Origin of the sequence: Amorphoplanes digitatis (genome assembly GCF_014205335.1) — a bacterium.
Taxonomy (GTDB): domain Bacteria; phylum Actinomycetota; class Actinomycetes; order Mycobacteriales; family Micromonosporaceae; genus Actinoplanes; species Actinoplanes digitatus.
Map to the genome: position 1 here is coordinate 8,614,950 of NZ_JACHNH010000001.1, position 22,551 is coordinate 8,637,500.

Sequence of the window (22,551 nt, forward strand, 5' to 3'; positions counted from 1 at the left end):
TCTACGGCCTCGGTTCTGTCTCGCGGGTCATGCCCGGCTGGGCTGCCGACGCCGGCAGCTGATTCCTGCTAGCCGACCTGCACCGGGCTGCTCTGGTCGGTGGTCGAGCCGATGCCCAACTGCCCGGAGTAGTTGGCGCCCCAGCAGTACAGGTCGCCGCCGCGGATGCCGCAGGTGTGGGCGTCGCCGGCGGCCAGGGCGGTCCACTGCCCGTCAAACACGCTGGCCGGACGGGTCCGATTGACCGTGTCCCCCAGACCGAGCTGGCCGTACTGGTTGCGGCCCCAACACAGCCGTAGATCGTCGATCATGCCGCAGGTGTGCGATGTCCCCGTCGTCACCGTGTCCCAGCCCGTGTCCAGGACCGGGGTCGGAAGCCGACGGCGTCGTCCGTCCCCCACGCCGAGCTGGCCATACGTGTTCCCGCCCCAGCAGAACAGGCGGTCCCCGTCGGCGACTTCACAGAAGTGGTCCTCGCGGCCGGCAAGCAGGCCCACGGCCGGGTCGGCGGTACCCACCCGCAGGGTCGGGACCGCCCGGTCGACCTCGTCGTCGAGGCCGAGCTGACCGACGCTGTTCGCACCCCAGCAGTACCGGCGCCCGCCGCGTTGTGTCGCGCAGGTGGACTGGTTGGCGGCGACGACCGACGTCCAGATGTTCGCCATGCCGACCCGTACCGGCTCCAGCGTCAGCCACGTGCCCGAGACTCCGAGCTCGCCCCGGCCGTTGTCGCCCCAGCACCAGAGGGCACGGGTGACGTCGATCCCGCAGGTGTGCGTCAATCCGGCGGAGAGCTGCGTCCAGAGGTGATCGCCGGCGACCCGCTCCGGCGACTCGTGCGTGGACTCGCTCCGGTGCCCGACCCCGAGCTGACCGTAGTCAGGTAGGCCCCAGCACAGCGCAATGCCGGTGGTCTTTACCCCGCAAGCGAAGTAGTAGCCGATGGTGATCGATGCCCAGTCGCGGTCGAGGCCGACCTGTGTCGGGGTCGACCGGTCCAGCGAATCGCCCTGCCCGAGCGTGCCGAAGCCGTTGTAACCCCAGCACCACAGCGTCCCGGCATTCTTCACACCGCAGGAGACGCTCTCGCTGGCGGCGACCGAGCGCCAGCCGCTGACCGCGTGCGCAGCCCCTGGCGACAGGCCGACGGCGCCGAGCGCCCCGGCCAGGATCGCGGTCAGCAGCAGCCCGAGGCGGCGACGCCCGGATCGCCGGGACGACGGAGCTGAGTCGACGCGCACGGGTGCTCCATTCGCGGGCGGCAGCGGGCCGGAAGCCCGGCGCAGCACAGCAAGCCTAGGGCCCGCACGCCACCGACCGACCCTTGTGGACAGCTTCTGACACGACCCGCGTGATGATCGCGTCGACCGCTTCCCACGAGCAGCGCAGCAGCCGGGCGATGCTCCGCACAGTCGCCTCATCCCCGATCAGGTTGCTGCTGCAGTGTTCGTGGGCCGTACGAGGGCGAGCCCACTCCCGATGTCCGGGAGTGGGCTCGCCGCGCTTCGCTGCCTTGCTTGTCAGCCGACCTTGCCGATCGATACGGTGCCGCGGCCGACGATTGCGCCTTCGTCCGTGAGCAGCGTCATCTCGCCGAACAGGCTGCGCCCCGCCACCGGTACCGTCGCCGCGGTCACCGTGCCGGTGACCGGTCCGGTGGCACCGTTCGCGAGGGTGAGCACCGTGGTCGGCACGGTCATCGCGCCCAGCGCGGGGCTCAGGAACACGTCCCGGTAGTCGTACTGGGTGCTGCCCGAAGGCACCGCGTAGCCATCGATCTTGACGGTGTAGGTGCCGGCCGCCGGGTTCGGGATCGACACAGATTCCTCGGAGTCGCCGTCCGCCGACTGTCCGACCCGCGTGGTGCCGAGGTAGACCGAGAGGTCGAGGTCGGCTGCCGCGTCGCTGACGTTGCCGATGGCCACGTCGAGTCGCTGCGCGCCGGCCGGCACCTCCACGGTGTATTCCTGGCCGGTACCGTCCGCGATGGTCGGCCGCTCGGTAAGGGCACTACCCAGCGCGCCTCCGGTTGCGGTGAGGTTGAGCGGGCCGAAGTTGTTCTTGACCGACCAGGTGACCGGCGTCGCCGTACCGGCCGTGACGCTGGGCAGTTCGACCGTCGCCGGGTTCACCGTCACGCCCTGCACCTTGGCGATGAGCTCGTACGGGTTGTGCAGCATCGGCGAGGTCCGCCGCGACTCGACCTCGAGCTCCCAGACACCCGGCATGGGGTTCTCGTACGCCCGCTCCTGCGGCTTGCAGGCGGCCGCGTCGGAGAAGTTGCTGTAGCAGGCCAGGCTGGAGGTGCTCTCGACCGGGACACCCCACGGGTTGATCGCGATCCAGCGGGTCTGCGAGCCGGTCGCGATCCCCGACAGGTCCACCTGCAGCGCGGTCGCGCCCTCCGGCACGGTGATGAAGTACGACGTCGACGAGTTGCGGTCGACGGTGGCCTCGGCGTCGATCTCGTACGCGGGCTTCGCCGGCTCGGCGCCGGTGACGACCGTGTTGAGCACCTCGAAGTCGGTGACCGAGGTCAGCGGGTCATCGACCTCGATGATCGCGCTGTTCAGGCCCGGGCCCGGCGTGACCAGCACGGGCACGGTCACCGTCTTGTCCAGCGGCAGCAGGACCAGCGGCTGGACGTGGAATGCCCGCTTGTCGCCGACCACGGAGAGCCGGTGCAGCACGGCGGCCTTGGCTCCCGACGTACGGGTGAGCTTGAGGTTGTAGGTCTTGAACTGACCGGCCTTGAGGCCGCCCTTGCCGGCCGCGCACCGGTTGTGGATGCCGACGCCCTGCCCCGGAGTCGCGAAGCCGTCGGAGAACGGGGTGCAGACCGGCGCGGACGAGGTGTAGGTGCGCGCCTCGACCTTGCGGGCCAGCAGCGACCAGGCGCCGTTGACGTCCATCAGTCCGTTGCCCTGCGCGGCGACCGAAACATCTTTGATCTTGTTCGCGGAGGTGTAGAGCGCTCGCCGCAGCTGGGCCGGGGTGATGCCGCGGTCGGTCGCCTTGGCCGCCGACAGCAGCAGGGCCGCACCGCCGGTGGCCTGGGGGGAGGCCATCGACGTGCCGTTCGCCATCTGGTAGCCGATCGGCAGCGTGTAGCCGGCCTCCGGGACACTCGACTCGTTCAGCCAGGTGTTGACCGTGGAGATCGCCGAACCCGGTGCGGTGAGGTTGGGCTTGAAGCCGCCGTCCTCGCGCGGACCCCGGGAGGAGAAGTTGAAGAGTGCGTTCTCCTTCTTCACGACCGAGCCGTAGTTGGCGAGCCAGGTGTCCTTGCTGACGCTGGCCGCCACGCTGACGACGTCGGTGGCGACCGACGGGTCGCCGACCGTGTTGACACCCGGGCCGGAGTTGCCGGCCGAGATGAACAGCTGCACGCCGTAGTCCTTGATCAGCTTGTCGTAGAGCTGGGCGCGGGCGTTGTTGCCGTCGTTCTGCGCGGGCAGGCCGCCGATCGAGACGTTCACGACGTCGACGTGCCGGTTGACGACCAGGTCGACCATGCCGGTGGTCAGTGCGGCCGCGGTGCAGCCGCCGCCCCAGGAACAGGCCCGGGCAGAAACGATCTTCGCGCCGGGCGCCTGTCCGTCGAAGTCGCGGTTGCCGAGCATGTCGTTGGCGGCGGTGATGCCGGCGACGTGCGAACCGTGCAGACCCTCGGGGATGCCGATGTTGATGTAGTCGACCGTGCCGATACCCAGCGGCGACGCGTCGACGTCCTCGCGGTACTCGACGACGAACGGCATGCTCTCGACGACCGGGGTGGCCTGATTGTCGGTGCCGAAGTGGCCGACGTCGTACTTCTCCCGGTACGGCCGCATCACAGCGTCGTCGGTGAAGTCGCGGTTCTGGTTGGCGTCCACGCGGATGTCGTGGCTGGTCGGGTCGTAGAGGACGCCCCACACGTCGGTGGTGTCCCCGTCGCGGTTGACGTCGCCCTTGGCCTCATCGCCGGCGGTGATGGCCTCGGTGAAACGGTTGACCTTCCAGGTGCCGGCCGGAGCCGTCCAGCTCTGGTTGAGGTAGCTGAACGCGGGGCCGGTCACCTCGGTGACCATCGCCCGCCAGGAGCCGTCGCCCTCGGTCACCGGGTCGGTCGCGGTGACCCAGTCGACGATCTTGCGCTCGCCCGTCGTGGTCCGCTGCAGCGCCGGGTGGTCCAGGTCGACGCCGGAGTCCATGATGCCGATCGTGACGCCCCGCCCGTCCCAGGTCGGGTGCTTCCGCTTGAACTGCACGGAGCCGATCTCGTCCGTCGGCATGTACGGGTTCGCGGCCGGGGTACTCGCGCCTGGGCCGGACAGCGTGCCGCCCTGGGCCACGCCCTTGGCGCCACCTCCGGTGAGCTCGGGGTCCGGCAGCTGAATCGTCTCGTCGAGGTCCACCGCGGACACGCCCGGAAGCTTCGCCGTCTTGACGACCTTGGCGGTCGGCACCGTGGCCAGCACGTAGCCGACCTTGTCGTAGCGCTGGGCGACCGTTCCGCCGAGCTTGTCGACCGCGGCGGCGACGTCAGACGCCTCGCCCTGCTCGGTCGAGATGATCAGGGTGACGCTGCGTGCGCCGCTGCTCTGCGCCTCAGCGAGCAGCTCGGCGTCGTGCGAGTCGAGGCCGTCTGCCGGCGCGTCCTTGGGAGTGGCCGCCTCGGCGACGGGGGCCGGGGCGGGTGCGGCGTTCGCGGGGGTGGGGCCGCTCAGCGTCGCTGCGCCGACGGCCACGCCCGAGGCGAGCAAGGCCGCGAGGGTCCGCCGGCGCCGAGAAGATTGTTGTCTCACGTACGGGTCCTCCGAGGAGATGGGCGCCCGGGGGTACGGGCACATCTCCGCGGATCATGGGGTTTCACGCCCCTCGATGTCACTACGCTGAGACGGTTCGTGACGAGCACGTGACATTCAATGATACGCATGAATGATAGATATCGACGGGAAGAACTACGGCACCAGACCTGTCACGCCACAGAAAATCCTGAACTTAAGCGGTTGATCAAGGCCGAGGATCACGCCATCGGACCATCCCGTCGCGACGGCACCGTGCCGGATCCCTCGACAGGATTCGATGATCCAAATTGAGGGCCGGCCACACTCGGGGTGTCCTCGTATCTGGTGGCCGCTCTGCTCGGTGCAGTCCCCGCCTCCCGGTAGCCACGGCTTGCCGGATCCCGCCACGACCCACTCGCAAGCCGTCCCGCGCGGGCCCGCCGCGGCGACGCCTCGGCCGGCTGCGAAATACTTCGCCATCAAGGTGGCGTAAGGACCTACGCCCCACCGATGTACGTCGATTAGACGCTGCTCTATTTTTGCAGGTCAAGAGCATATTATTGTGGGCCGCCGGGGATTCGAACCCCGAACCTAAGGATTAAAAGTCCTCAGCTCTGCCATTGAGCTAGCAGCCCGCGCGCATCAGATTACCTGACGAGATCGGCTAGGGCCGGGCAGCGGCGTGCGCCTTGGCGGTGCCAACACCTGTGGTCTCGACCTGCACCGACTGAACCCCGACAGGCGGCTCAGCTCGTGCCCAGGGCGATTAGCCTGGCGGCCGGCCTCGGGACCACGGATTGATCGGCAGGGCTAGCACGTCGTCGCGACCGTTTCGGCCGCCACGCTCGACGCCGGTGTCGGCATGCTCCTGCCGCTGGCGACCTACGCCGCCGCCGGCATCTGGCTCGCGGCCATCGATCTCCATGTACAACGCCTGCCAAGCAAGGCCATCGCAGCTGCTGCCGCCGGCTGGGGGTCGCTGATCGCCGCCGCAGCGGTGGCGAGCGGCCAGCCGGGGCTCGCGGCAACCGCCGGAGTCTCGGCGGTGGTACTGGGGCTGGCCCAGCTGGCCCTGGCGCTGCTCGCACCCAGACAACTCGGGATGGGCGATGTTCGCCTGGCAGCCCTGTGTGGCCTCCTGCTCGGCACGCACGGATGGGCAACGGTCGCTCTCGGCGCCGCCCTGCCGTGGTTGCTGGGTGGATGTGTTCGTGAGTTCGTTCTGTCGCACCGAGTGTGACCGGTCCCGTCGACCGTCTCGCGTACTTACCACCTGCCGGTGCCGGTGCCGACGCCGAACCCGGCGGCGAGACGGGTGCAGGTGTCACCGTTCGTCACCGGCGGCTGCGTGACCGGCCGATGCGTTCGGCGCCGCCACCGGAGCGTTCCAGGTACAGCCGCGACGCGGCCGCCACGCGTTCCGGCGGCTTCGCCAGTTGCCCGCTGTCGAGGACGACGGCGTAGTCGTTGTTCTCCAGCCAGACGGTCACGGTCTTGCGCACCGGCTCGGGGATCGTCGCCAGGGTCGCTTCGAGGCGCTTTCGGCGTAGCTTCCACGCGACCCCCGTGCTCTTCTCGCCGTACTGACGGGACACCGTCCGGTCGCCCTCGTCCGTCAGGTCGCAGGACGCGATGGCCGACCACGGGATCGTCCACCCCAGTCTGTGGAACGTCACCCCGCTGCCGTCGATGCGCAGCGGGGGCTGGGCCAGGCGCCGGTACCGCCGGTACGCCCGCCACGCCAGCCCGGCCGCTGCCGCCGCGAGGAGGACCGCGGCACCGAAGTGCCCCCCGGTCAGCTCGATCGCGGCAGGGCCCACGACGGCCAGCAGCAGGTAGCCGGGGACGGCGTATCGGGCGGCGAACGACCGACCCACCTCGAGCGGCTGCGCCGTCCCCGCCTGGTCGAGCAGCACCCTGCGCCCGTTGACCGGGCCGAGCATGCGATGCCACCCCTCCCAACGGCGCTGGGCGTACGCCTCGCCCACCATGACCGCCACCATCGGGAGCAGGCCCAGGACGGCGACCGGGAATGGCCAGTCGTTGGCGAGGGGGACCAGGAACACGGCGAACGCCACGACGAGGCCGATGCTCACGCGCATCACGATCAGGCGCGGCGCGTACCGGCCCCACGCCATCGCCGCCAGGCGCACGCCTGCGGCGGAGTGCGCCCGGCCCTGCTTCGCCCGATCGACCGCTTCGAGTCGTGTCCGGCGGGGCAGCGCCATCCAGGCCTGACGGGGATTCACGTCGGCCACGGTAACAACGGCCCGCTTGCCCTTCGGGTGGTCGTTCACTCAGTCGCGCAGCAGTTCCAGAACCGCGTCCCGGCCGCCGGTCGACCCGTCTGGGCATCACCGGCAACTGCCAGGCTCGGGCATCTGCACCTTGACCGTCTGTCCGCTTCGGATGCCGCAGATCAGCAGGTACAGCAAGAGACTCAACTCGCCGATCGAGGTCGGCAGCTCCACCAGATGACGGATCAGAGCCGGCGCGTCCGGCAGCCCGAACGCGAGGACCGGGTCGGCCACCCACGCGACACTCGCGACGATCGCCAGCACCCCGAGCCACGTCGGCAGCAGCGGTGAGCGGCACGCGAGGAAGCCCATCGGCAGCAGCCACAGCCCGAAGAAGACGCCACCCAGGACGTACCCATGCTGGTGCAGGTCGAGCAGCAGCAGGACCAGCTCGGGGGAATGCCCGGGCCGGGTCGCGGCGAGCAGGGCGCCGACGTGGAAGGTGAGGTTCACCAGGATCGAGCCGGCGCCGACGGAGACGAACACCAGCAGCGCCGTCGCGGCCCGTTCATGTACGTGGTGCAGCAGCCGGTGCAGCACCAGCCCGAGCAGCACGAAAACGGTCGCCATCAGGATGTCGGCGACGATGCCGAGCCGAAAAAGCGTCTCGTGCCCGACGATGTTCGCCGTCGTACGTACGGCGTCGCCCTCGACGAGCACGCTGCCACGTGCCTGGAGCTGTGCCCATCCGCCAAGGGGCTGCGAGGGCCAGGTAGAGCAGGCCGGCGATCCGCGCGAGGAGCCGCGGGTTCTCAGTGATGGATGTGTGGGTCATGTCCGCTGACTCTCCGGCCCGGCACGGCAGGACGCCTCCGCCCGAGGTCTCCGCCGCCTCCACCCCTGGGTGGAGACGCCGCGCCCGGCAGCTCTCTACGCTGGCCTATGCTTCCGCCCCCACCCACCTGGACCAGGATCGGGCAGTACGCGCTCGCGGTCGCCGCCGGGGCCGCGGGTTGGATCGCACACGCCGCCGACCGGCTCTCCAGTCCGCTGGCCCCGGCCACCGAGGACCTGGTCGGCGCGCTGCTTGTCGTCGATCTGCTGCTCGGTGCGGCGATGCTGGCCCTGTTGCCGCTGCGCCTCCGCCATCCCCTGGCGGTCGCGTGCGTGTCGACGGCGGTGGCCGTGTTCTCCGCGTCCAGTGTCGGCGCGACGGCGATCGCGGTGGGCGCGATGGCGACCCGCCGCCGACGCGAGTGGGCCGCCTTGGTGGCGGCCGTCGCCGTCGCCGCCGGAATCACCGCCGAGCTGGTCGGCCCGGGCTTCTCCCCCGGCACGATCGTCCTGCTGCTGGCATTCGTCGTGGTGTGCCTTGCCACCGGCTCCTACCTCGGTGTCCGCCGCGACCTGGTCGTCTCGCTACACGAACGGGCCATGACGGCGGAGCGCGAGCAGGCGCTCGCGGCCGGCGCGGCCCGCGACGCGGAACGGACCCGGATCGCCCGCGAGATGCACGACGTTCTGGCTCACCGGATCTCGCTTGTCGCGCTGCATGCCGGCGCCCTGACCTACCGCGGCGACCTCACCCGCACCGAGACCGTCGGCACCGCCGAGATCATCCAGAGCAACGCCCAGCTCGCCCTCGCCGAGCTGCGCGAGGTCCTCGGTGTGCTCCGCGCGGGTGACGCCGCAGCCGTCGACAGCCTGGTCGAGCCGCCCCAGCCGACCCTCGCCGAGCTGCCGGCCCTACTCGCCGACGCCCGGGAAGCCGGCTCGGAGGTCCGGCTGAACAGTGACGTCGTGATGCAGGACCTGCCGGAGACGTTGTCCCGCACCGCTTTCCGGATCGTGCAGGAGGCCCTGACGAACGCCCGCCGGCACGCACCCGGCGCACCCGTGACCGTCCGCCTGGCCCATCCTCGTGCCGCCGGCGCCGGACCGCCCGCTGCCACGGGCCGCCGCGGCCACCTGGAGCTGGAGGTCAGCAATCGGGCGCCGGCAACACCCGCGCCCCGGGTGGCGCCGCCCGGAGTCGGGCTCGCCGGCTTGGCGGAACGCGCCGAGATGGCCGGTGGCACGCTGACCGCGGGTCAACGCCCCGACGGGATGTTCCTGGTCAAGGCGAGGTTGCCGTGGCCGGCGTGAGCCCGCTGCGCGTGGTCGTCGCCGACGACGACGCCCTCGTCCGGTCCGGCCTACGGATGATCCTCGGCGGTGCGCCCGACATCATCGTCGTCGGGGAGGCCGCCGACGGACGGGAGGCGGTCGACGTGGTGACCCAGCAGGTCCCCGACGTCGTGCTGATGGACATCCGGATGCCGCGCACCGACGGCCTGACCGCGACCCGGCGGCTGCGGGAACGCGGATCCCCCGCGCGCATCATGGTCCTCACCACGTTCGACACCGACGAGCTCGTCGTCGCCGCGCTGCGTACCGGCGCGGCGGGCTTCCTGCTCAAGGACACCACGCCGGCGGATCTGGTCACCGCCGTCCGCCGGGCCGCGCGAGGCGAACCGATGCTCTCCCCGAGCATCACGACGAAGCTGATCGCCGCCGTCACCCGCGACAGCGGCGACACTCGCCGTCGCGTCGCGAAGGCGCTCGTCGCCCGCTTGACCGGCCGCGAGTACGAGGTCGCCGTCGCGGTCAGCGAGGGCCTCACCAACGCCGAGATCGCCCACGCCCTACACATGGGCGTCGCCACGGTGAAGACCCACATCGGCAGCGTGTTCGCCAAGCTGGAGGTCACCAACCGGGTCCAGGTCGCCCGCCACGTGCACGACGCAGGACATTGAGCCATAGCCAAATCATCGTCCGATCGAACGATCTTGAGTCGAAGATCAACTCGGCGCCCTATCGACACTCATGTCTGGCAACTCTTGATAGGTGACGCGGCGCCAAAAACGGCGCATCCCGGTCAGGACCGCATGGCGTACCAGGGTGCTTGTCCACCTGTACCGGTCCGTGCCGAGCCGACTGGACATGGATGACCGCCTACAACGCCGAATGAGCCCACAGCGACGCCGGCGGGCCGCTGGCAATCCGCCTCGCCTTGACCTACAGCGATCCGATTCCTCAGGTCGGGCTCCTGCCGTCCGATGACTGGCGTTTGAGTAGCCCTCAAGGCGAAGGAGCGACGTGACGCAAGCGCGGCCGCGGACACTCGGCGCGATTCCGACGACCGACGTCGTCCCGCTCTGGGTGGGCGCGCCGACCCTGTTCCTCACGGTTTGGGCACTAGCGGTGTGGGGCGAACAGCACGGTGCCGTCCGCGGAGCGCCGCTGCTGCTGGCGACGCTGGCCACCCTGTTCGGCGCGTCCGGCAGCGAACGGTTCCAGCGGCGGCTCGGCGGCGGCTATCTGCACAACCGGGTCGAACTTCGGTTGCTGTACGGCACCGTCCTGCTCGGCGTTGTATTGGCCCTGGCCGGCTGGGGCTTCCTACTGCCCGCCGCCGTGATCCTGATCGGCACCCTCCACATCGGCTGGTCCGGCTCCCACGCCTGGCGCTCAGCAACCATGATCACCGTGCTGGCGACCGTTGCGATCCAGGCCGCCGTCCAACTCGGCGTCGTACCGTCGGTGGTGGCCGCGGCCCACTCGCACGTCGCCGCCGCCATTCTTCTGCTCCTGGGCGGTTTCGGGCTGAGCAACCTCGGACTCAGCGCTGCCCGGGCCGAACGGGCCGGGCGCACCCTGGAACGCGCCGAGGAACGCTACCGGGCATTGGTGCAGGGCTCCTCGGACGTGTTCGCCGTCATCGACGCCGGCGGCCGGCTCACCCACGTCAGCGCCGCCGTGCGACAGGTCAGCGGCTGGGACGCCGACGACCTGCTGAACACCGCCTATCTCGGCCTGTTCCACCCGGACGACCAGGAGCAGGCCCGCGCCGCCTTGGCCGAAGTCGCCGACGCCGGCGCCGGCAGCCAGGCTCGCCTTGAACTGCGAGTCGCGCACCGCGACGGCACCTGGCACTGGCACGAGGTCACCTTGCGTAACGCCCTCGACCACGCGGCCGTACGTGGCATCGTGGCGAACCAGCGCGACATCAGCGACCGGCGCGCCCAGCAGACCCGGCTCGCCCACGCCGCGGCGCACGATCCGCTGACCAGCCTGCCGAACCGCGCGGAGGTGCTGCGGGTGCTGGAATCGGCGCTCCGGGACGCCCCGGCCGGGGACTCCGTGGCTCTGTTCTTCATCGACCTGGACGGCTTCAAAGCCGTCAACGACGACTACGGCCACGCCGCCGGCGACGCGCTCCTGGTGGCCGCCGCCCAACGGCTGCGGGCCGGCCTGCGGGATCAGGACCTACTGGGCCGGCTCGGCGGAGACGAATTCGCCGCCATCCTGACCGGTGTCGTCGATGTGGCGGACGCCCGGACCCGGGCCGGGCAGCTCATGGCGGACATGAGTCTGCCCTTCAACCTGCCGGAACAGCTCGTGAACATCGGCGCCAGCATCGGCGTCGCCGTCGGCGGCCACGACACCGGCGCGGACGACCTGATGGCCGCCGCGGACACCAGGATGTACGAGGTCAAACGGCACAACCGCGGTAGGCACCGGCACGCCGCGCCGACTGCCTACTGATCCGTAAGACAAAGACTCAGTCATCGGGGGTCTCAAGCGCCGTTCCAGCTCGGCACCCGAACTACATCGAGCTGACCTCCCGACACCGACTCCCGATAGTCGATTTCATCAGGAAGTCCAGTTGGGAAGCGGCCGAAGATCATCGTCATCGGCAGGCGCAGCAGAACCTCCGTGATCGCGCAGATCCCGGTGAGGCGCCGAACCTGGGCGCCGCCGGGTGGGACGGCACGACCGGCCCACCGCGGCCGGGACTGAACAACTGGCGAAGGATTGGCGGCTACGGCGCAGGCAGCTGGGCGCGATACCTACGCGTCCGCCGTGAACGGTCCGTTGCCCGCCGGGCGGTGATTCAGTGTCCGATTGGTGCTGGCGCTGGACCGTCCCATTCTGCGATGAGCAGGGTGGCGTCGTCCTGTAGCTGGTCTTGCTGGTGTTCGAGGATGGCGTGCACCAGTCGTCGGGTGGTCTCCGGCGGCGGCAGCTGGTCGGCTGCGGCGCGGGTCGCGAACGCGATGAGCCGCTCGATGCCGAACTCTTCGCCGTCGACGGAGCGAGCCTCGATGATTCCGTCGGTATAGAGCAGGAGCCGGTCGCCGGGTTCCAGTACCTCCTGCACGACCACGGGTGGCCGGCGGTTGCCGAGGGCGACGGGGAGCGCGGTCGGGGTGGGTAGCACCTTGACCACCTGGCCCTGCCGGATGACGATGCCGCCTGGGTGCCCGGCCGAGATGACCCGCAGGACTCCGGTGCGCTGGTGGAGTTCGGCGAGCACCGCGGTGATCATCCCGGCCCGGTCGTAGTCGCGTACCGCGTTGTCGATGTGGTGGTAGGTCGCTACCAGGTCCATACCGCTTCGGCGGGCGTTGCGGTATCCGGCCAGCGCGATGGATGCGAGCACGACCGAGTGCATACCGCCGGCGGAGCCGTGCCCGACGGCGTCGAACAGGGCGAGGTGGGCGATGTCGCCGTTGACGGCATAGTCGAACGCGTCGCCACCGACGTCGTAGGCGGGCTCGAGGATGCCGCTGATGACCAAATGCCCGGTGGAGAACGTCAGCGGTGGCAGCTGGGTGCGCAGCATCTCGGCCGCGAGCTGCATCGGTTCGCGGCGCCGCGCGCGTTCGAGGGTGTCGCTGTAGAGACTACGGGTGACCACCATCTCGGCCAGCAGCGACGCCACCGCGATGCAGTCGTCGACGGCGTCGTCCGGTAGCGGTGTGTCGGATACGACCTCGAGAACGCCCAGCCGTTCGCTGCCGTTGAGCAGCGGGAGCCAGAGCCGGCTCCCGTCGGCCGCAGCCTCGCTGGCACAGGGGGCGAGCATGGTGAACGCCCGGCCGGCGAGGGTGCCGTCGACGCCGAACGCCTGGCGAGGCGGCGCCGACCCGCCGAGCAAGGGCTTCAGGTCCCGCTGTTGGTGGTCCACCAGGTAGATGACCAGCGCGGTGGCATCGACCAGCGGCGCCACCCGTATCACCATCTCCGGGAGATCCTCCGCCCGGGCGTAGTGCGACTGTCGCAGCAGCTGACGCAACGATTCGAGCCTGCTCATCGCGGACCGAGCCCCTCCTCTTTCCCTGCCGTCCGCGTCACAGCGGCCCGTCGCTTCCTGCCCTGTCCGCTGTCGTGCGGCTTTCGCGACCCGGTTGCCAGCTTCTCATGCCGGACGCCAGCTGCTTGGCCACGTCCGCGATCGGACGCGGCTGGAGGCGAGGCCCAGCGCCGTGCTCTGGTGCCGGCACCCACCCTGTCGATCACCAAGGCGCCCAAGAGCAAAGCCAAGGTCAAAGGCACCGTCAAGGTCGCGGTCCAGGCCAGCGGCATCGCCCGCGTCGAACTCCTCACCAACGGCAAGGTCATCGCCAAGGACACCACCTCGGCCTACCTGCTCAGCGTCAACCCCACGAAGCAACCCAAAACCATGAAGGTACGAATCCGCGCGTACGACAAGCTCGGCAACGTGGCCTACACCGGTACCCGAACCTGGTACCGGGGTTAGGAATCCGCCTTGCCGGTGGTGAGCAGGTAGTCGTCGGCGTCGGCGCTCCATCTCAGAACGACGGCGCCGCCGGTCGCCGCCGCCTTGCAGAACTGGAGGAAGCTGCGGTAGCCCAGCTTCTTCTCACTGAAGTCGGGCGCCACCTTGCGTACCTGATTCTTGAGACCGGAAAGGGCCGTCGACCCGTCGCTGCCGGCGAGGTCGAAGACAACGGTACGCAGCAGGGCGAACGCGGCCTCCCGGTCGCCGTGTTCCGGAAGCGTGACCTCGGGGTCGCCCTTGGCCGAGCCGCCGCCCAGCTCGACCACGTTGTGCCCGGACAGGTGCCGAAGGAGTTCGCCGAAGGCGCGGAACCCGTAGTCCGCCTCGTTGAAGGTCGGGTCCTTCCGGAGCAGGGTCCGCTTGAGCGTCGACGCGGTCACCGTACCGCTGGAACTGCTCTGCAGGCCGGCCACGGTCTGGGCGACCAGGGCGGCGAGCGTGTCGGCGTCGCGCATGGGCGCCTCCACCACCGGCGGCTGGGGTGCCGCCTCGGGAGGGCTCACCGACCGGCCGGGCCGGGAGCGCGGCGGCGGGACCTCGACGCCCTCGAGGCGGTCGTAGTAGAGGAACTCGTCGCAGGCCGGTGGCAGTAGCGCGGAGGTCGACTTCTCGACCCCCACCCCGATGACACGCTTGTTGAGCTCGCGGAGCTTGTGCACCAGCGGGGTGAAGTCGCTGTCGCCGGTGCAGAGCACGAAGGTCGAGATGTAGGCCCGCTCGAACGCCACTTCGAGGGCGTCCACCACCATCTTGATGTCGGCGGCGTTCTTGCGCGAGGCACCCATCCGCTGCGGAATGTCGATGAGCTCGACGTGCGATCGGGTGAGCATCCGCCGGTCGTCGTCGAAGTACGACCAGTCGGCATAGGCCCGGCGCACCACCACCCGCCCCCGCTCGGCGAGTGCGTCGGCCACGGGCCGCAGCTCGAACGGCACGCCGCCCAGGTGGTCGCGCGCGCTGATCGCCAGGTTCTCGTAGTCAAGGAACAATGCGATGCGTTCTTCTTGATCCACGAGGCCAGCGTACGCGCGGTAACGCGGCCGCGGGGTCAGCCGTGCGCAGGCGGCATGGTGTGCCGCGCGGCCTGCCGCAGGTCGATGTCCTCGATCATCGCGCGGGCGATCTCCTCGGTGAGCCGCCGCTCGCTCACGGCCCGGCCGAGCGCCAGCCGCTGCGCCTCGAAAGTGGCGTCCGGGCTGGCGGCCGGCTCGGCGGACGCCTCGGCAACGATCTGCCGGCCACGCAGGAGGAGTTCCCGTTCCTCATCCCACTCGGCGCTCAGGTCGAACCTCAGCCGCCGGGTCAGCCAGCCGATCGTCGTGCCCTGCACGAGCAGGGTGCCGAGCGTGACGAGCAGCGCGATCGCCAGGATCGCGCTTCGGCCCGGCACCGAGGCCGGCACCGAGCCGGCCGCGGCCAGGGTGAGGATGCCGCGCATGCCGATCCAGCCGACCAGCAGCGTCTCCCGCTGCGTCGGCGGGTCGAGCGGCTCGCCGCCGCGCCGGCTCCGCCGCCGCCTGCGCTCCTCGTGGGCGGCCCGGAAGGAGGCGTCCCGCTCGATCCGCCGCTTGATCATCCGGTGGCGCAGCGTCCACCGCCCGAACAGCAGGTAGACCGCCACCAGCCGGAACACGATCGCGACGACCAGCAGCGCGCCGGCCGCCGCCAGGGTGCGGACCAGCCCCGGCTCCGCGGAACTCGCCAGCTCCTCGAGCACAAACCTCAACTGCAATCCGATGTACGCGAAGACGAACGTCTCCAGCACGAAGTCCAGCACCGGCCAGAGCGCCTGTTCCTGCAGCCGGGTGCGGTACGCGCCCGGGTACTGATGTCTCGGGTCGAGGGTCAGGTTGATGCTGATCGAGAACGCGGCCACCACCACCGCGAGGATCCCCGACGCCTCCGCCACCTCGGCGACCAGGAACGCGGTGAACGGCACCAGCAGCACCAGCGCCGTCTCCAGCGTCGGATTGCCCAGCCGTTTGCGGATCCACAGTGTCGCGACCGCGAACAGGGCCCCGATGCCGATGCCCACCAACGCGTTCCGTAGCAACTCCATCGCGCCGTGCCCGAGCGAGGTGTGCTCACCCCGGACCACCACGCCGATCGCGATGCTGAACAGGGTGAGCGCGGTCGCGTCGTTGACCAGGCTCTCACCTGTGAGGATCGAGGTGACCCGTTTCGGCAGCCCGATCTCGTCGCCGTGCGACACCGTGGTGATCGTGTCCGGCGGCGCGAGCACCGCGCCGAGCACGAAGGCGGCGGCGCCGATCGTCGGCAGCACCCAGGAGGCGACCAGGCCGAGCACGCCCGTGGTGAGCACCACCAGCAGCACCCCGAGCGTCACGATCGCGCGCAGGTTGGCACCGAACGCCGCGAACGAGGCACCGCGGGTCGCCGAGTAGAGCAGCGGCGGCACCACGACCGCCAGAATGAACTCGCTGTCGAGCTCGAACCGCGGCATCGCCGGGATGAACGACGCCGCCGCGGCCAGCACCACGATGATCATTCCCGGCTCGAAGTTCCGTTTCCGGGCGACCGCCGACACCGCGATGCCGACACCGATGATGAGCAGGAGCTGCACGCCTTCCACGAGGATCAGATTAGAGTGCACCCACTTTCGATATAGGCAGGATTCGGTCCATGGACGGATGCTGTGCGTGTCCGGTGTTTTCTACGCTGACCTGGTGAATCAGCCTCAGATTCGTCCAAAACATCTGATCCTCGCCGCCGTGCTGGCCGGCGCGGGCGGGCTGGCCCTCATCGCCCTGGGCTGGTGGATCGTCGGCTGGCAGTTCCGCGCCGACTGGGGACGCCTGTCCGAACCCTCCTGGTGGAGCGGAGCGGTCGTGCGGTCGATCGGCCACCTGGTCTTCAGCAAGATCGGCTTCAAGGTGGCCCTCGTCGGCGTCCTCGGCGCCGCCGCGAGCATCGCCTGGCTCCGGGGCCGGCGCCGCGCCTAGTCGAGCGGGACGGTCAGCAGGTCCTGAAGGTAGAAGCGCAGCGCACCGGCCAGGTCCACCGCGGCGCCGTTGGAAAGCCACTGGACCCGCAGGCCGTCCATCAGCGCCACCAGGTTCAGTCCCGCGTACCCGGGGTCGACGCCCTCGCGCAGCTCACCGCGCTCGGCGAGCACCCTGAACGAGTCGACCGCGTCGCGGCGGGCCGCCGCGTACTGCCGTTCGAAGTAGTCGTGTGCCGGGTGGTCCGCCGCGACCGCCTCGCCGGCCAGCCGCGAATACACGTCGGCGCGGTGGCCGGCGAGCTCGATCAGCCGGCACAGCGCGTCGAGGCCGGGCGGCGCCGCGAGCTGCTCGGCGTCCTCCGCGTCGCGACGCTCCAGTACGGCTGCGAGCAGCGCCTCCTTGGCCGGGAAGTAATAGAGCAGGCCGGCGTGCGTGATCCCGGCGCGCCGGGCGACCTCCCGCAGCGACGAGGCGTGATACCCGGCCTCGGCATACACCCCCACGGCCGCCGTGACGATGTCCTCCCGACGGATCCGACCCTTCAGATAGCCCTCGGCCACCCGGTAATCATGGTGCATCGGCGGCGGGATCCGGCGTCGGCAAGGCCTAGGGTCGGACCATGTCGACGATTGACCCCGGCGACCGTTCGCTCGCCGCCGACCTGCCGGGCCTCGACCTGATCACCGACTCCGACGTACTCGATTCGCTCAGCCACGACGACGCCGAGTGGGCACCCACCGGCCGGCCGGTCGGCGCGATCCGTGCCCGCACGACCGAGGAGGTCACCGCGATCGTCGCGGCCTGCGCGGCACGCCGGATCCCGGTCGTCGCCCGCGGCGCGGGCACCGGCCTGTCCGGCGGCGCGAACGCGGTCGACGGCGGCCTCATCCTGGACCTGTCCCGGATGAACAGGATCGTGGAGATCGACCCGGACAACATGATCGCGATCGTCCAGCCCGGCGTCGTCAACGACGACCTGAAGGCGGCGGTCGCGGCACACGGCCTCTGGTACCCGCCCGACCCGGCGAGCGCGCCCTGGTCGACCATCGGCGGCAACGTGGCGACGAACGCCGGCGGCCTCTGCTGCCTCAAATACGGCGTCACCCGCGACTACGTCCTCGGCCTCCAGGCCGTGGTCGGCGGCCCGGCGGGCCCATACGGTACGGCGGTACGCGCCGGCCGCCGCACCACGAAAGGCGTCGCCGGGTACGACCTGGTCGGGCTCTTCGTCGGCTCGGAGGGCACCCTCGGCGTCGTCACCGAGGTCACGCTGCGCCTGCGCCCCGCCCGCACCGCGGCACCCCGTACGGTGGTCGGCGCCTTTGACAACGTCGTGGCCGCGGGAAACGCGGTGGCCGCGACCACCCGCGCAGGCCTGCTCCCCACCGCGCTCGAGTTGCTGGACCGGGCGTGCCTGCGCGCCGTCGAGGACTGGAAGCACCTGGGCCTGTCGGCGACCGCGGAGGCGCTGCTCCTCGCCCAGGTCGACACGCCGGGCGAGGCCGGCCACGACGAGGCGGCCGCGCTCGCCCAGGTCTTCCGGGACGCGGGCGCGCAGTGGGCCGAGCACTCCACTGACGAGCTCGAGGCGGAGGCGCTGTTCGCCGCCCGCAGGCTCGCCTATCCGGCGATGGAACGCCTCGGCCCGGTGCTGACCGAGGACGTGTGCGTGCCCCGGTCGGCCGTGCCGGCGATGCTGGCGTCGATCGAGGCGATCGGCGCCCGGCACGGCATCGCGATCGCGACAGTCGCCCACGCGGGTGACGGCAATCTGCACCCTTTGATCCGTACGCGCACCGGCGACGAAACGGCCCGCGAAGCGGCGCAGAAGGCCTTCGACGAGATACTCACCGAGGCGATCGCCCTCGGGGGTACGGTCACCGGCGAACACGGCGTCGGCCTGCTGAAACGCGCCGGAATGCGGCAGGAGTTGGACCCGCCGGCACTGTCCATGATGCAGGCGCTGAAGCGCACGCTGGACCCGCTGGATCTCTTCAATCCCGGCAAGGTCATCGGCTTGTAAGTCCCGCACCGCGCGAATTCGCGCAGCGTACGGGTCGACCTGGCCGGGGAAACCGGCATACGCTGGCCGCTCGGCGAACGCAGGGCGACGGAAGGCAGTCCGATGTCGAACACCGCCGTCGACGTCCGCAGGGGCGTGGACGGAAGTGTGGTGGTGCAGCCGCACGGTCAGGTGGGGCTGGAATGTGCCGTCCACTTCCGGCAGGTACTGGTGCACACCGTCCGCCACGTGCGCCCGGCGCGCCTGATCCTGGACCTGGGCGACGTGTCCGATGTCGATCCGATCAACCTGGGGACACTGGCCGCCCTGTGCGATCTCGCCGATGACCACCATGTCGTCGTCTTCATGGACAACTCCTCGGCCGCCATAGCGATCCAGCTGACGGCCGCGGGCGTACCACCCCAGCGGCTCCGTGCCCGCCGGGCCGGCTAGGGCACGGTCCAGCTCCACAGACCATCGATCAACATCAACCGCCGCCACTACCTGCTGAGTGCCTTTGCAGTGCTAGCCCCGGGCCACCGTCAGCGACGACACTCCGCTGGTGGCGTCGATGTCGAACCGATCGGCCGCGGCGTCCCAGCCCGGCGCGACGAACACCGATCCGCCGGACACCCCGGTCTGGGTCTGCCCGTCGACGGTGACCTCGCCCGCGCCGCTTCCGGTGGCGACCCGGACCGGCCCGTTCCCGGTCAGGTGCACCACCAGCCGGCTCGCACCGCCCCCGAGCGTGACCCGCTGCGTTCCACGGCCCGCAGGCAGCGTCACTTCGGCACGGCTGGTACCCGCCGCGAAGTCGACGTCCCCTCCCGGACCCCCGGTGAGATCGACGGCCTGGTCGCTGGCCCCGCCGGCGAGGCGGACCTCCCAGCGGACATCGTCGCTGAGCACCACGGTGACGATCGCGAGGCCGTCGCGGCCGCCATCCCGCAGCCCGGCGACGACGCTCGCACCATCGACGTCGACCTTGGGAACCACACTGGACTCCGCCGGCGTGGAGACCTGGTAGAGGTCACCGCCGAGATCACCGACCGCCACGCGAACGACGTCCGCGGCGTTGACCAGCGCAAATTTGGCCGGCTTGCCGGCGTCGGCGGAGCCACCACGTACGACGTGATCCGGCTCGCTCGGCTCGGCCTGCCCGATGCCGGGAAGCCCGAGCCCGGTCCCGCCGCCCGGCCAGGTCGGCGCCGGCCCGGGGGATTGATTGGGAACCACATAGCCGGGTTGATGGTCGGGGTTGTAATCCCGCCCGCCGCCGTCGGCCATCGAGCAGCCCGCCATCAGCCCTACGGCGACGGCCAACGCACCAACCCGGACAGCCATGAGCATCTATTACCCACCGCCCGCGCCGGCTACACGATGCATCGCGTCATGATGCCACGCAAACGCAGAAAAGGCCCACCCGTTTCCGGGTGGGCCTTTCCTATCACGTTAAGTCCGGCGGCGTCCTACTCTCCCACACCCTCCCGAGTGCAGTACCATCGGCGCTGGAGGGCTTAGCTTCCGGGTTCGGAATGAGACCGGGCGTTTCCCCTCCGCTATAACCACCGAAACAGCTATCAGCGACACAACCAACATCCCTCTGACACACACCCTGATGTTGCCGGGCGTGCAAAGGGGTGGTTGTTTGCTGTGAATCACACAGTGGACGCGTCGAGCATAAAGTTTGGTGTAGTTAAGCCCTCGGCCTATTAGTACCGGTCGACTGAACCTATTACTAGGCTTACATCTCCGGCCTATCAACCCAGTAGTCTAGCTGGGAGCCTTACCCACTCAAGGTGGTGGGATACCTCATCTCGAAGCGAGCTTCCCGCTTAGATGCTTTCAGCGGTTATCCCTTCCGAACGTAGCTAACCAGCCGTGCCCCTGGCGGGACAACTGGCACACCAGAGGTTCGTCCGTCCCGGTCCTCTCGTACTAGGGACAGCCCTTCTCAAGTATCCAACGCGCACGGCGGATAGGGACCGAACTGTCTCACGACGTTCTAAACCCAGCTCGCGTACCGCTTTAATGGGCGAACAGCCCAACCCTTGGGACCTGCTACAGCCCCAGGATGCGACGAGCCGACATCGAGGTGCCAAACCATCCCGTCGATATGGACTCTTGGGGAAGATCAGCCTGTTATCCCCGGGGTACCTTTTATCCGTTGAGCGACACCGCTTCCACACGCAAGTGCCGGATCACTAGTCCCGACTTTCGTCCCTGCTCGACCTGTCAGTCTCACAGTCAAGCTCCCTTGTGTACTTACACTCAACACCTGATTGCCAACCAGGCTGAGGGAACCTTTGGGCGCCTCCGTTACCTTTTAGGAGGCAACCGCCCCAGTTAAACTACCCACCAGACACTGTCCCTCGACCCGATCAGGGCCGCAAGTTAGATACCCAAATCCAACAGAGTGGTATTTCAAGATTGCCTCCACCCGAACTGGCGTCCGAGCTTCACAGGCTCCCACCTATCCTACACAATTACATTCGGATACCAATGTCAAGCTATAGTAAAGGTCCCGGGGTCTTTCCGTCCTGCCGCGCGTAACGAGCATCTTTACTCGTACTGCAATTTCGCCGGGCCTGTGGTTGAGACAGTGGGGAAGTCGTTACGCCATTCGTGCAGGTCGGAACTTACCCGACAAGGAATTTCGCTACCTTAGGATGGTTATAGTTACCACCGCCGTTTACTGGCGCTTAAGTTCTCCGCTTCGCCCCGAAGAGCTAACAGGTCCCCTTAACGTTCCAGCACCGGGCAGGCGTCAGTCCATATACATCGTCTTACGACTTGGCATGGACCTGTGTTTTTAGTAAACAGTCGCTTCCCCCTGCTCTCTGCGGCCATACCACGCTCCACCCGCAAGGGGCTTCACGCGTCCGGCCCCCCTTCTCCCTAAGTTACGGGGGCAATTTGCCGAGTTCCTTAACCACAGTTCGCCCGTCGCCTCGGTATTCTCTACCTGACCACCTGTGTCGGTTTGGGGTACGGGCCGCTCGGAACATCGCTAGAGGCTTTTCTCGGCAGCATAGGATCACTGACTTCACCTGAATCGGCTCGGCATCACGTCTCAGCCTCAATGTGTCACGGATTTGCCTATGACACGGCCTACACGCTTACCCCGGCACAACCACCGGCCGGGCTCAGCTACCTTCCTGCGTCACCCCATCGCTAAACTACTACCCACCAGGATCCCAGACTCCCCACCCTTGACCCGAAGGTCGCCGGCAGATCGCGTGGTTAGCATAATGAGGTTCGTCTTGGGCGCTCCTTCGCGGGTACGGGAATATCAACCCGTTATCCATCGACTACGCCTCTCGGCCTCGCCTTAGGCCCCGACTCACCCAGGGCGGATTAGCCTGGCCCTGGAACCCTTGGTCATCCGGCGGAAGGGTTTCTCACCCTTCATTCGCTACTCATGCCTGCATTCTCACTCGTGTAGCGTCCACGGCTGGATCACTCCGCCGCTTCACCCGCCACACGACGCTCCCCTACCCATCCACACACCTGCACCCCAACCCGAAGATTGGAGCGGGGTTAATATGTGAATGCCACAGCTTCGGCGGTGTGCTTGAGCCCCGCTACATTGTCGGCGCGGAACCACTTGACCAGTGAGCTATTACGCACTCTTTAAAGGATGGCTGCTTCTAAGCCAACCTCCTGGTTGTCTATGCGACCCCACATCCTTTTCCACTTAGCACACGCTTAGGGGCCTTAGCTGGTGATCTGGGCTGTTTCCCTCTCGACTACGAAGCTTATCCCCCGCAGTCTCACTGCCGCGCTCTCACTTACCGGCATTCGGAGTTTGGCTGATTTCGGTAAGCTTGTAGGCCCCCTAGACCATCCAGTGCTCTACCTCCGGCAAGAAACACGCGACGCTGCACCTAAATGCATTTCGGGGAGAACCAGCTATCACGGAGTTTGATTGGCCTTTCACCCCTAACCA

The 22,551-nt window shown here is 68.9% G+C and carries 17 protein-coding genes, 1 tRNA gene and 2 rRNA genes (1 of these 20 cut by a window edge); 8 read left to right on the forward strand and 12 right to left on the reverse strand.

The window, feature by feature from the left end:
* Positions 1 to 68: 68 nt before the first annotated feature.
* The 3 genes from BJ971_RS38140 to BJ971_RS38150 form a co-directional block, all read right to left on the reverse strand.
* Entirely contained in the window at positions 69 to 1,241 is a 1,173-nt protein-coding gene (locus tag BJ971_RS38140) for an RCC1 domain-containing protein (RefSeq protein WP_184998148.1), read from the reverse strand.
* Positions 1,242 to 1,520: 279 nt separating this feature from the next.
* The gene (locus BJ971_RS38145) at positions 1,521 to 4,787 is read right to left on the reverse strand and encodes a S8 family serine peptidase (RefSeq protein WP_184998149.1); all 3,267 of its coding nucleotides are present in this window, start codon (positions 4,785 to 4,787) and stop codon (positions 1,521 to 1,523) included.
* A gap of 545 nt (positions 4,788 to 5,332) precedes the next feature.
* Positions 5,333 to 5,404, reverse strand: a tRNA-Lys gene (locus tag BJ971_RS38150).
* A 227-nt stretch (positions 5,405 to 5,631) separates the two neighbouring features.
* Between BJ971_RS38150 and BJ971_RS38155 the strand changes: the two genes are divergently transcribed.
* Entirely contained in the window at positions 5,632 to 6,009 is a 378-nt protein-coding gene (locus tag BJ971_RS38155) for a prepilin peptidase (protein WP_184998150.1), read from the forward strand.
* Positions 6,010 to 6,103: 94 nt separating this feature from the next.
* On the opposite strand, the gene BJ971_RS38160 is transcribed toward BJ971_RS38155, so the two are convergent.
* Together BJ971_RS38160 and BJ971_RS38165 are read right to left on the reverse strand one after the other, a co-directional pair.
* Complete coding sequence (locus tag BJ971_RS38160; protein ID WP_184998151.1) at positions 6,104 to 7,018, reverse strand: hypothetical protein; 915 nt, start codon at positions 7,016 to 7,018, stop codon at positions 6,104 to 6,106.
* Positions 7,019 to 7,123: 105 nt separating this feature from the next.
* Positions 7,124 to 7,822: a DUF4386 domain-containing protein gene (locus BJ971_RS38165; protein ID WP_260416062.1), complete on the reverse strand. Its 699-nt coding sequence runs from the start codon at positions 7,820 to 7,822 to the stop codon at positions 7,124 to 7,126.
* Between the two features lie 126 nt (positions 7,823 to 7,948).
* On the opposite strand from BJ971_RS38165, the gene BJ971_RS38170 reads away from it, so the two are divergent.
* The 3 genes from BJ971_RS38170 to BJ971_RS38180 all read left to right on the forward strand — a co-directional run bounded on the left by BJ971_RS38170 (position 7,949) and on the right by BJ971_RS38180 (position 11,593).
* Positions 7,949 to 9,151, forward strand: coding sequence for a sensor histidine kinase (locus BJ971_RS38170; protein ID WP_184998153.1), 1,203 nt, complete (start codon positions 7,949 to 7,951; stop codon positions 9,149 to 9,151).
* Positions 9,148 to 9,801, forward strand: a complete 654-nt coding sequence (locus BJ971_RS38175) for a response regulator (protein WP_184998154.1) — start codon at positions 9,148 to 9,150, stop codon at positions 9,799 to 9,801. The genes BJ971_RS38170 and BJ971_RS38175 overlap by 4 nt, the downstream gene beginning before the upstream one ends.
* Positions 9,802 to 10,144: 343 nt before the next feature.
* A complete protein-coding gene (locus tag BJ971_RS38180; protein ID WP_184998155.1) occupies positions 10,145 to 11,593 on the forward strand; it encodes a sensor domain-containing diguanylate cyclase in 1,449 nt (482 codons plus the stop codon).
* Between the two features lie 349 nt (positions 11,594 to 11,942).
* Here BJ971_RS38180 and BJ971_RS38185 read toward each other — a convergent pair whose 3' ends face one another.
* Positions 11,943 to 13,145: a PP2C family protein-serine/threonine phosphatase gene (locus BJ971_RS38185; protein ID WP_184998156.1), complete on the reverse strand. Its 1,203-nt coding sequence runs from the start codon at positions 13,143 to 13,145 to the stop codon at positions 11,943 to 11,945.
* 180 nt (positions 13,146 to 13,325) lie between these two features.
* Between BJ971_RS38185 and BJ971_RS38190 the strand changes: the two genes are divergently transcribed.
* Positions 13,326 to 13,592: an Ig-like domain-containing protein gene (locus BJ971_RS38190; RefSeq protein ID WP_184998157.1), complete on the forward strand. Its 267-nt coding sequence runs from the start codon at positions 13,326 to 13,328 to the stop codon at positions 13,590 to 13,592.
* Here BJ971_RS38190 and BJ971_RS38195 read toward each other — a convergent pair.
* Positions 13,589 to 14,647: a PIN domain-containing protein gene (locus BJ971_RS38195; RefSeq protein WP_184998158.1), complete on the reverse strand. Its 1,059-nt coding sequence runs from the start codon at positions 14,645 to 14,647 to the stop codon at positions 13,589 to 13,591. The genes BJ971_RS38190 and BJ971_RS38195 overlap by 4 nt on opposite strands.
* A 35-nt stretch (positions 14,648 to 14,682) precedes the next feature.
* A complete protein-coding gene (locus BJ971_RS38200; RefSeq protein WP_184998159.1) occupies positions 14,683 to 16,227 on the reverse strand; it encodes a cation:proton antiporter in 1,545 nt (514 codons plus the stop codon).
* Positions 16,228 to 16,321: 94 nt separating this feature from the next.
* Here BJ971_RS38200 and BJ971_RS38205 point away from each other — a divergent pair, with 94 nt between their 5' ends.
* Positions 16,322 to 16,597 (forward strand): hypothetical protein, encoded by a 276-nt coding sequence (locus BJ971_RS38205; RefSeq protein WP_184998160.1) that lies wholly within the window; start codon positions 16,322 to 16,324, stop codon positions 16,595 to 16,597.
* On the opposite strand, the gene BJ971_RS38210 is transcribed toward BJ971_RS38205, so the two are convergent.
* Positions 16,594 to 17,160 (reverse strand): TetR/AcrR family transcriptional regulator, encoded by a 567-nt coding sequence (locus tag BJ971_RS38210; RefSeq protein WP_184998161.1) that lies wholly within the window; start codon positions 17,158 to 17,160, stop codon positions 16,594 to 16,596. The genes BJ971_RS38205 and BJ971_RS38210 overlap by 4 nt on opposite strands.
* A gap of 68 nt (positions 17,161 to 17,228) precedes the next feature.
* On the opposite strand from BJ971_RS38210, the gene BJ971_RS38215 reads away from it, so the two are divergent.
* Together BJ971_RS38215 and BJ971_RS38220 are read left to right on the forward strand one after the other, a co-directional pair.
* Complete coding sequence (locus BJ971_RS38215; protein ID WP_377885245.1) at positions 17,229 to 18,623, forward strand: FAD-binding oxidoreductase; 1,395 nt, start codon at positions 17,229 to 17,231, stop codon at positions 18,621 to 18,623.
* 102 nt (positions 18,624 to 18,725) lie between these two features.
* A complete protein-coding gene (locus tag BJ971_RS38220) occupies positions 18,726 to 19,055 on the forward strand; it encodes a hypothetical protein (protein WP_184998163.1) in 330 nt (109 codons plus the stop codon).
* A 72-nt stretch (positions 19,056 to 19,127) separates the two neighbouring features.
* Here BJ971_RS38220 and BJ971_RS38225 read toward each other — a convergent pair whose 3' ends face one another.
* The 3 genes from BJ971_RS38225 to BJ971_RS38235 form a co-directional block, all read right to left on the reverse strand.
* Positions 19,128 to 19,925: a hypothetical protein gene (locus BJ971_RS38225; RefSeq protein ID WP_184998164.1), complete on the reverse strand. Its 798-nt coding sequence runs from the start codon at positions 19,923 to 19,925 to the stop codon at positions 19,128 to 19,130.
* Between the two features lie 133 nt (positions 19,926 to 20,058).
* A 5S ribosomal RNA gene (gene rrf, locus BJ971_RS38230) occupies positions 20,059 to 20,175 on the reverse strand.
* 119 nt (positions 20,176 to 20,294) lie between these two features.
* A 23S ribosomal RNA gene (locus BJ971_RS38235) occupies positions 20,295 to 22,551 on the reverse strand; it runs 853 nt beyond the window's last position.

Bases quoted from the DNA above. Each gene is read 5' to 3' on its own strand.
- BJ971_RS38155 (WP_184998150.1), top strand. From the start codon at position 5,632: ATGCTCCTGCCGCTGGCGACCTACGCCGCCGCCGGCATCTGGCTCGCG.
- BJ971_RS38170 (WP_184998153.1), top strand. From the start codon at position 7,949: ATGCTTCCGCCCCCACCCACCTGGACCAGGATCGGGCAGTACGCGCTC.
- BJ971_RS38185 (WP_184998156.1), bottom strand. From the start codon at position 13,145: ATGAGCAGGCTCGAATCGTTGCGTCAGCTGCTGCGACAGTCGCACTAC.
- BJ971_RS38220 (WP_184998163.1), top strand. From the start codon at position 18,726: ATGTCGAACACCGCCGTCGACGTCCGCAGGGGCGTGGACGGAAGTGTG.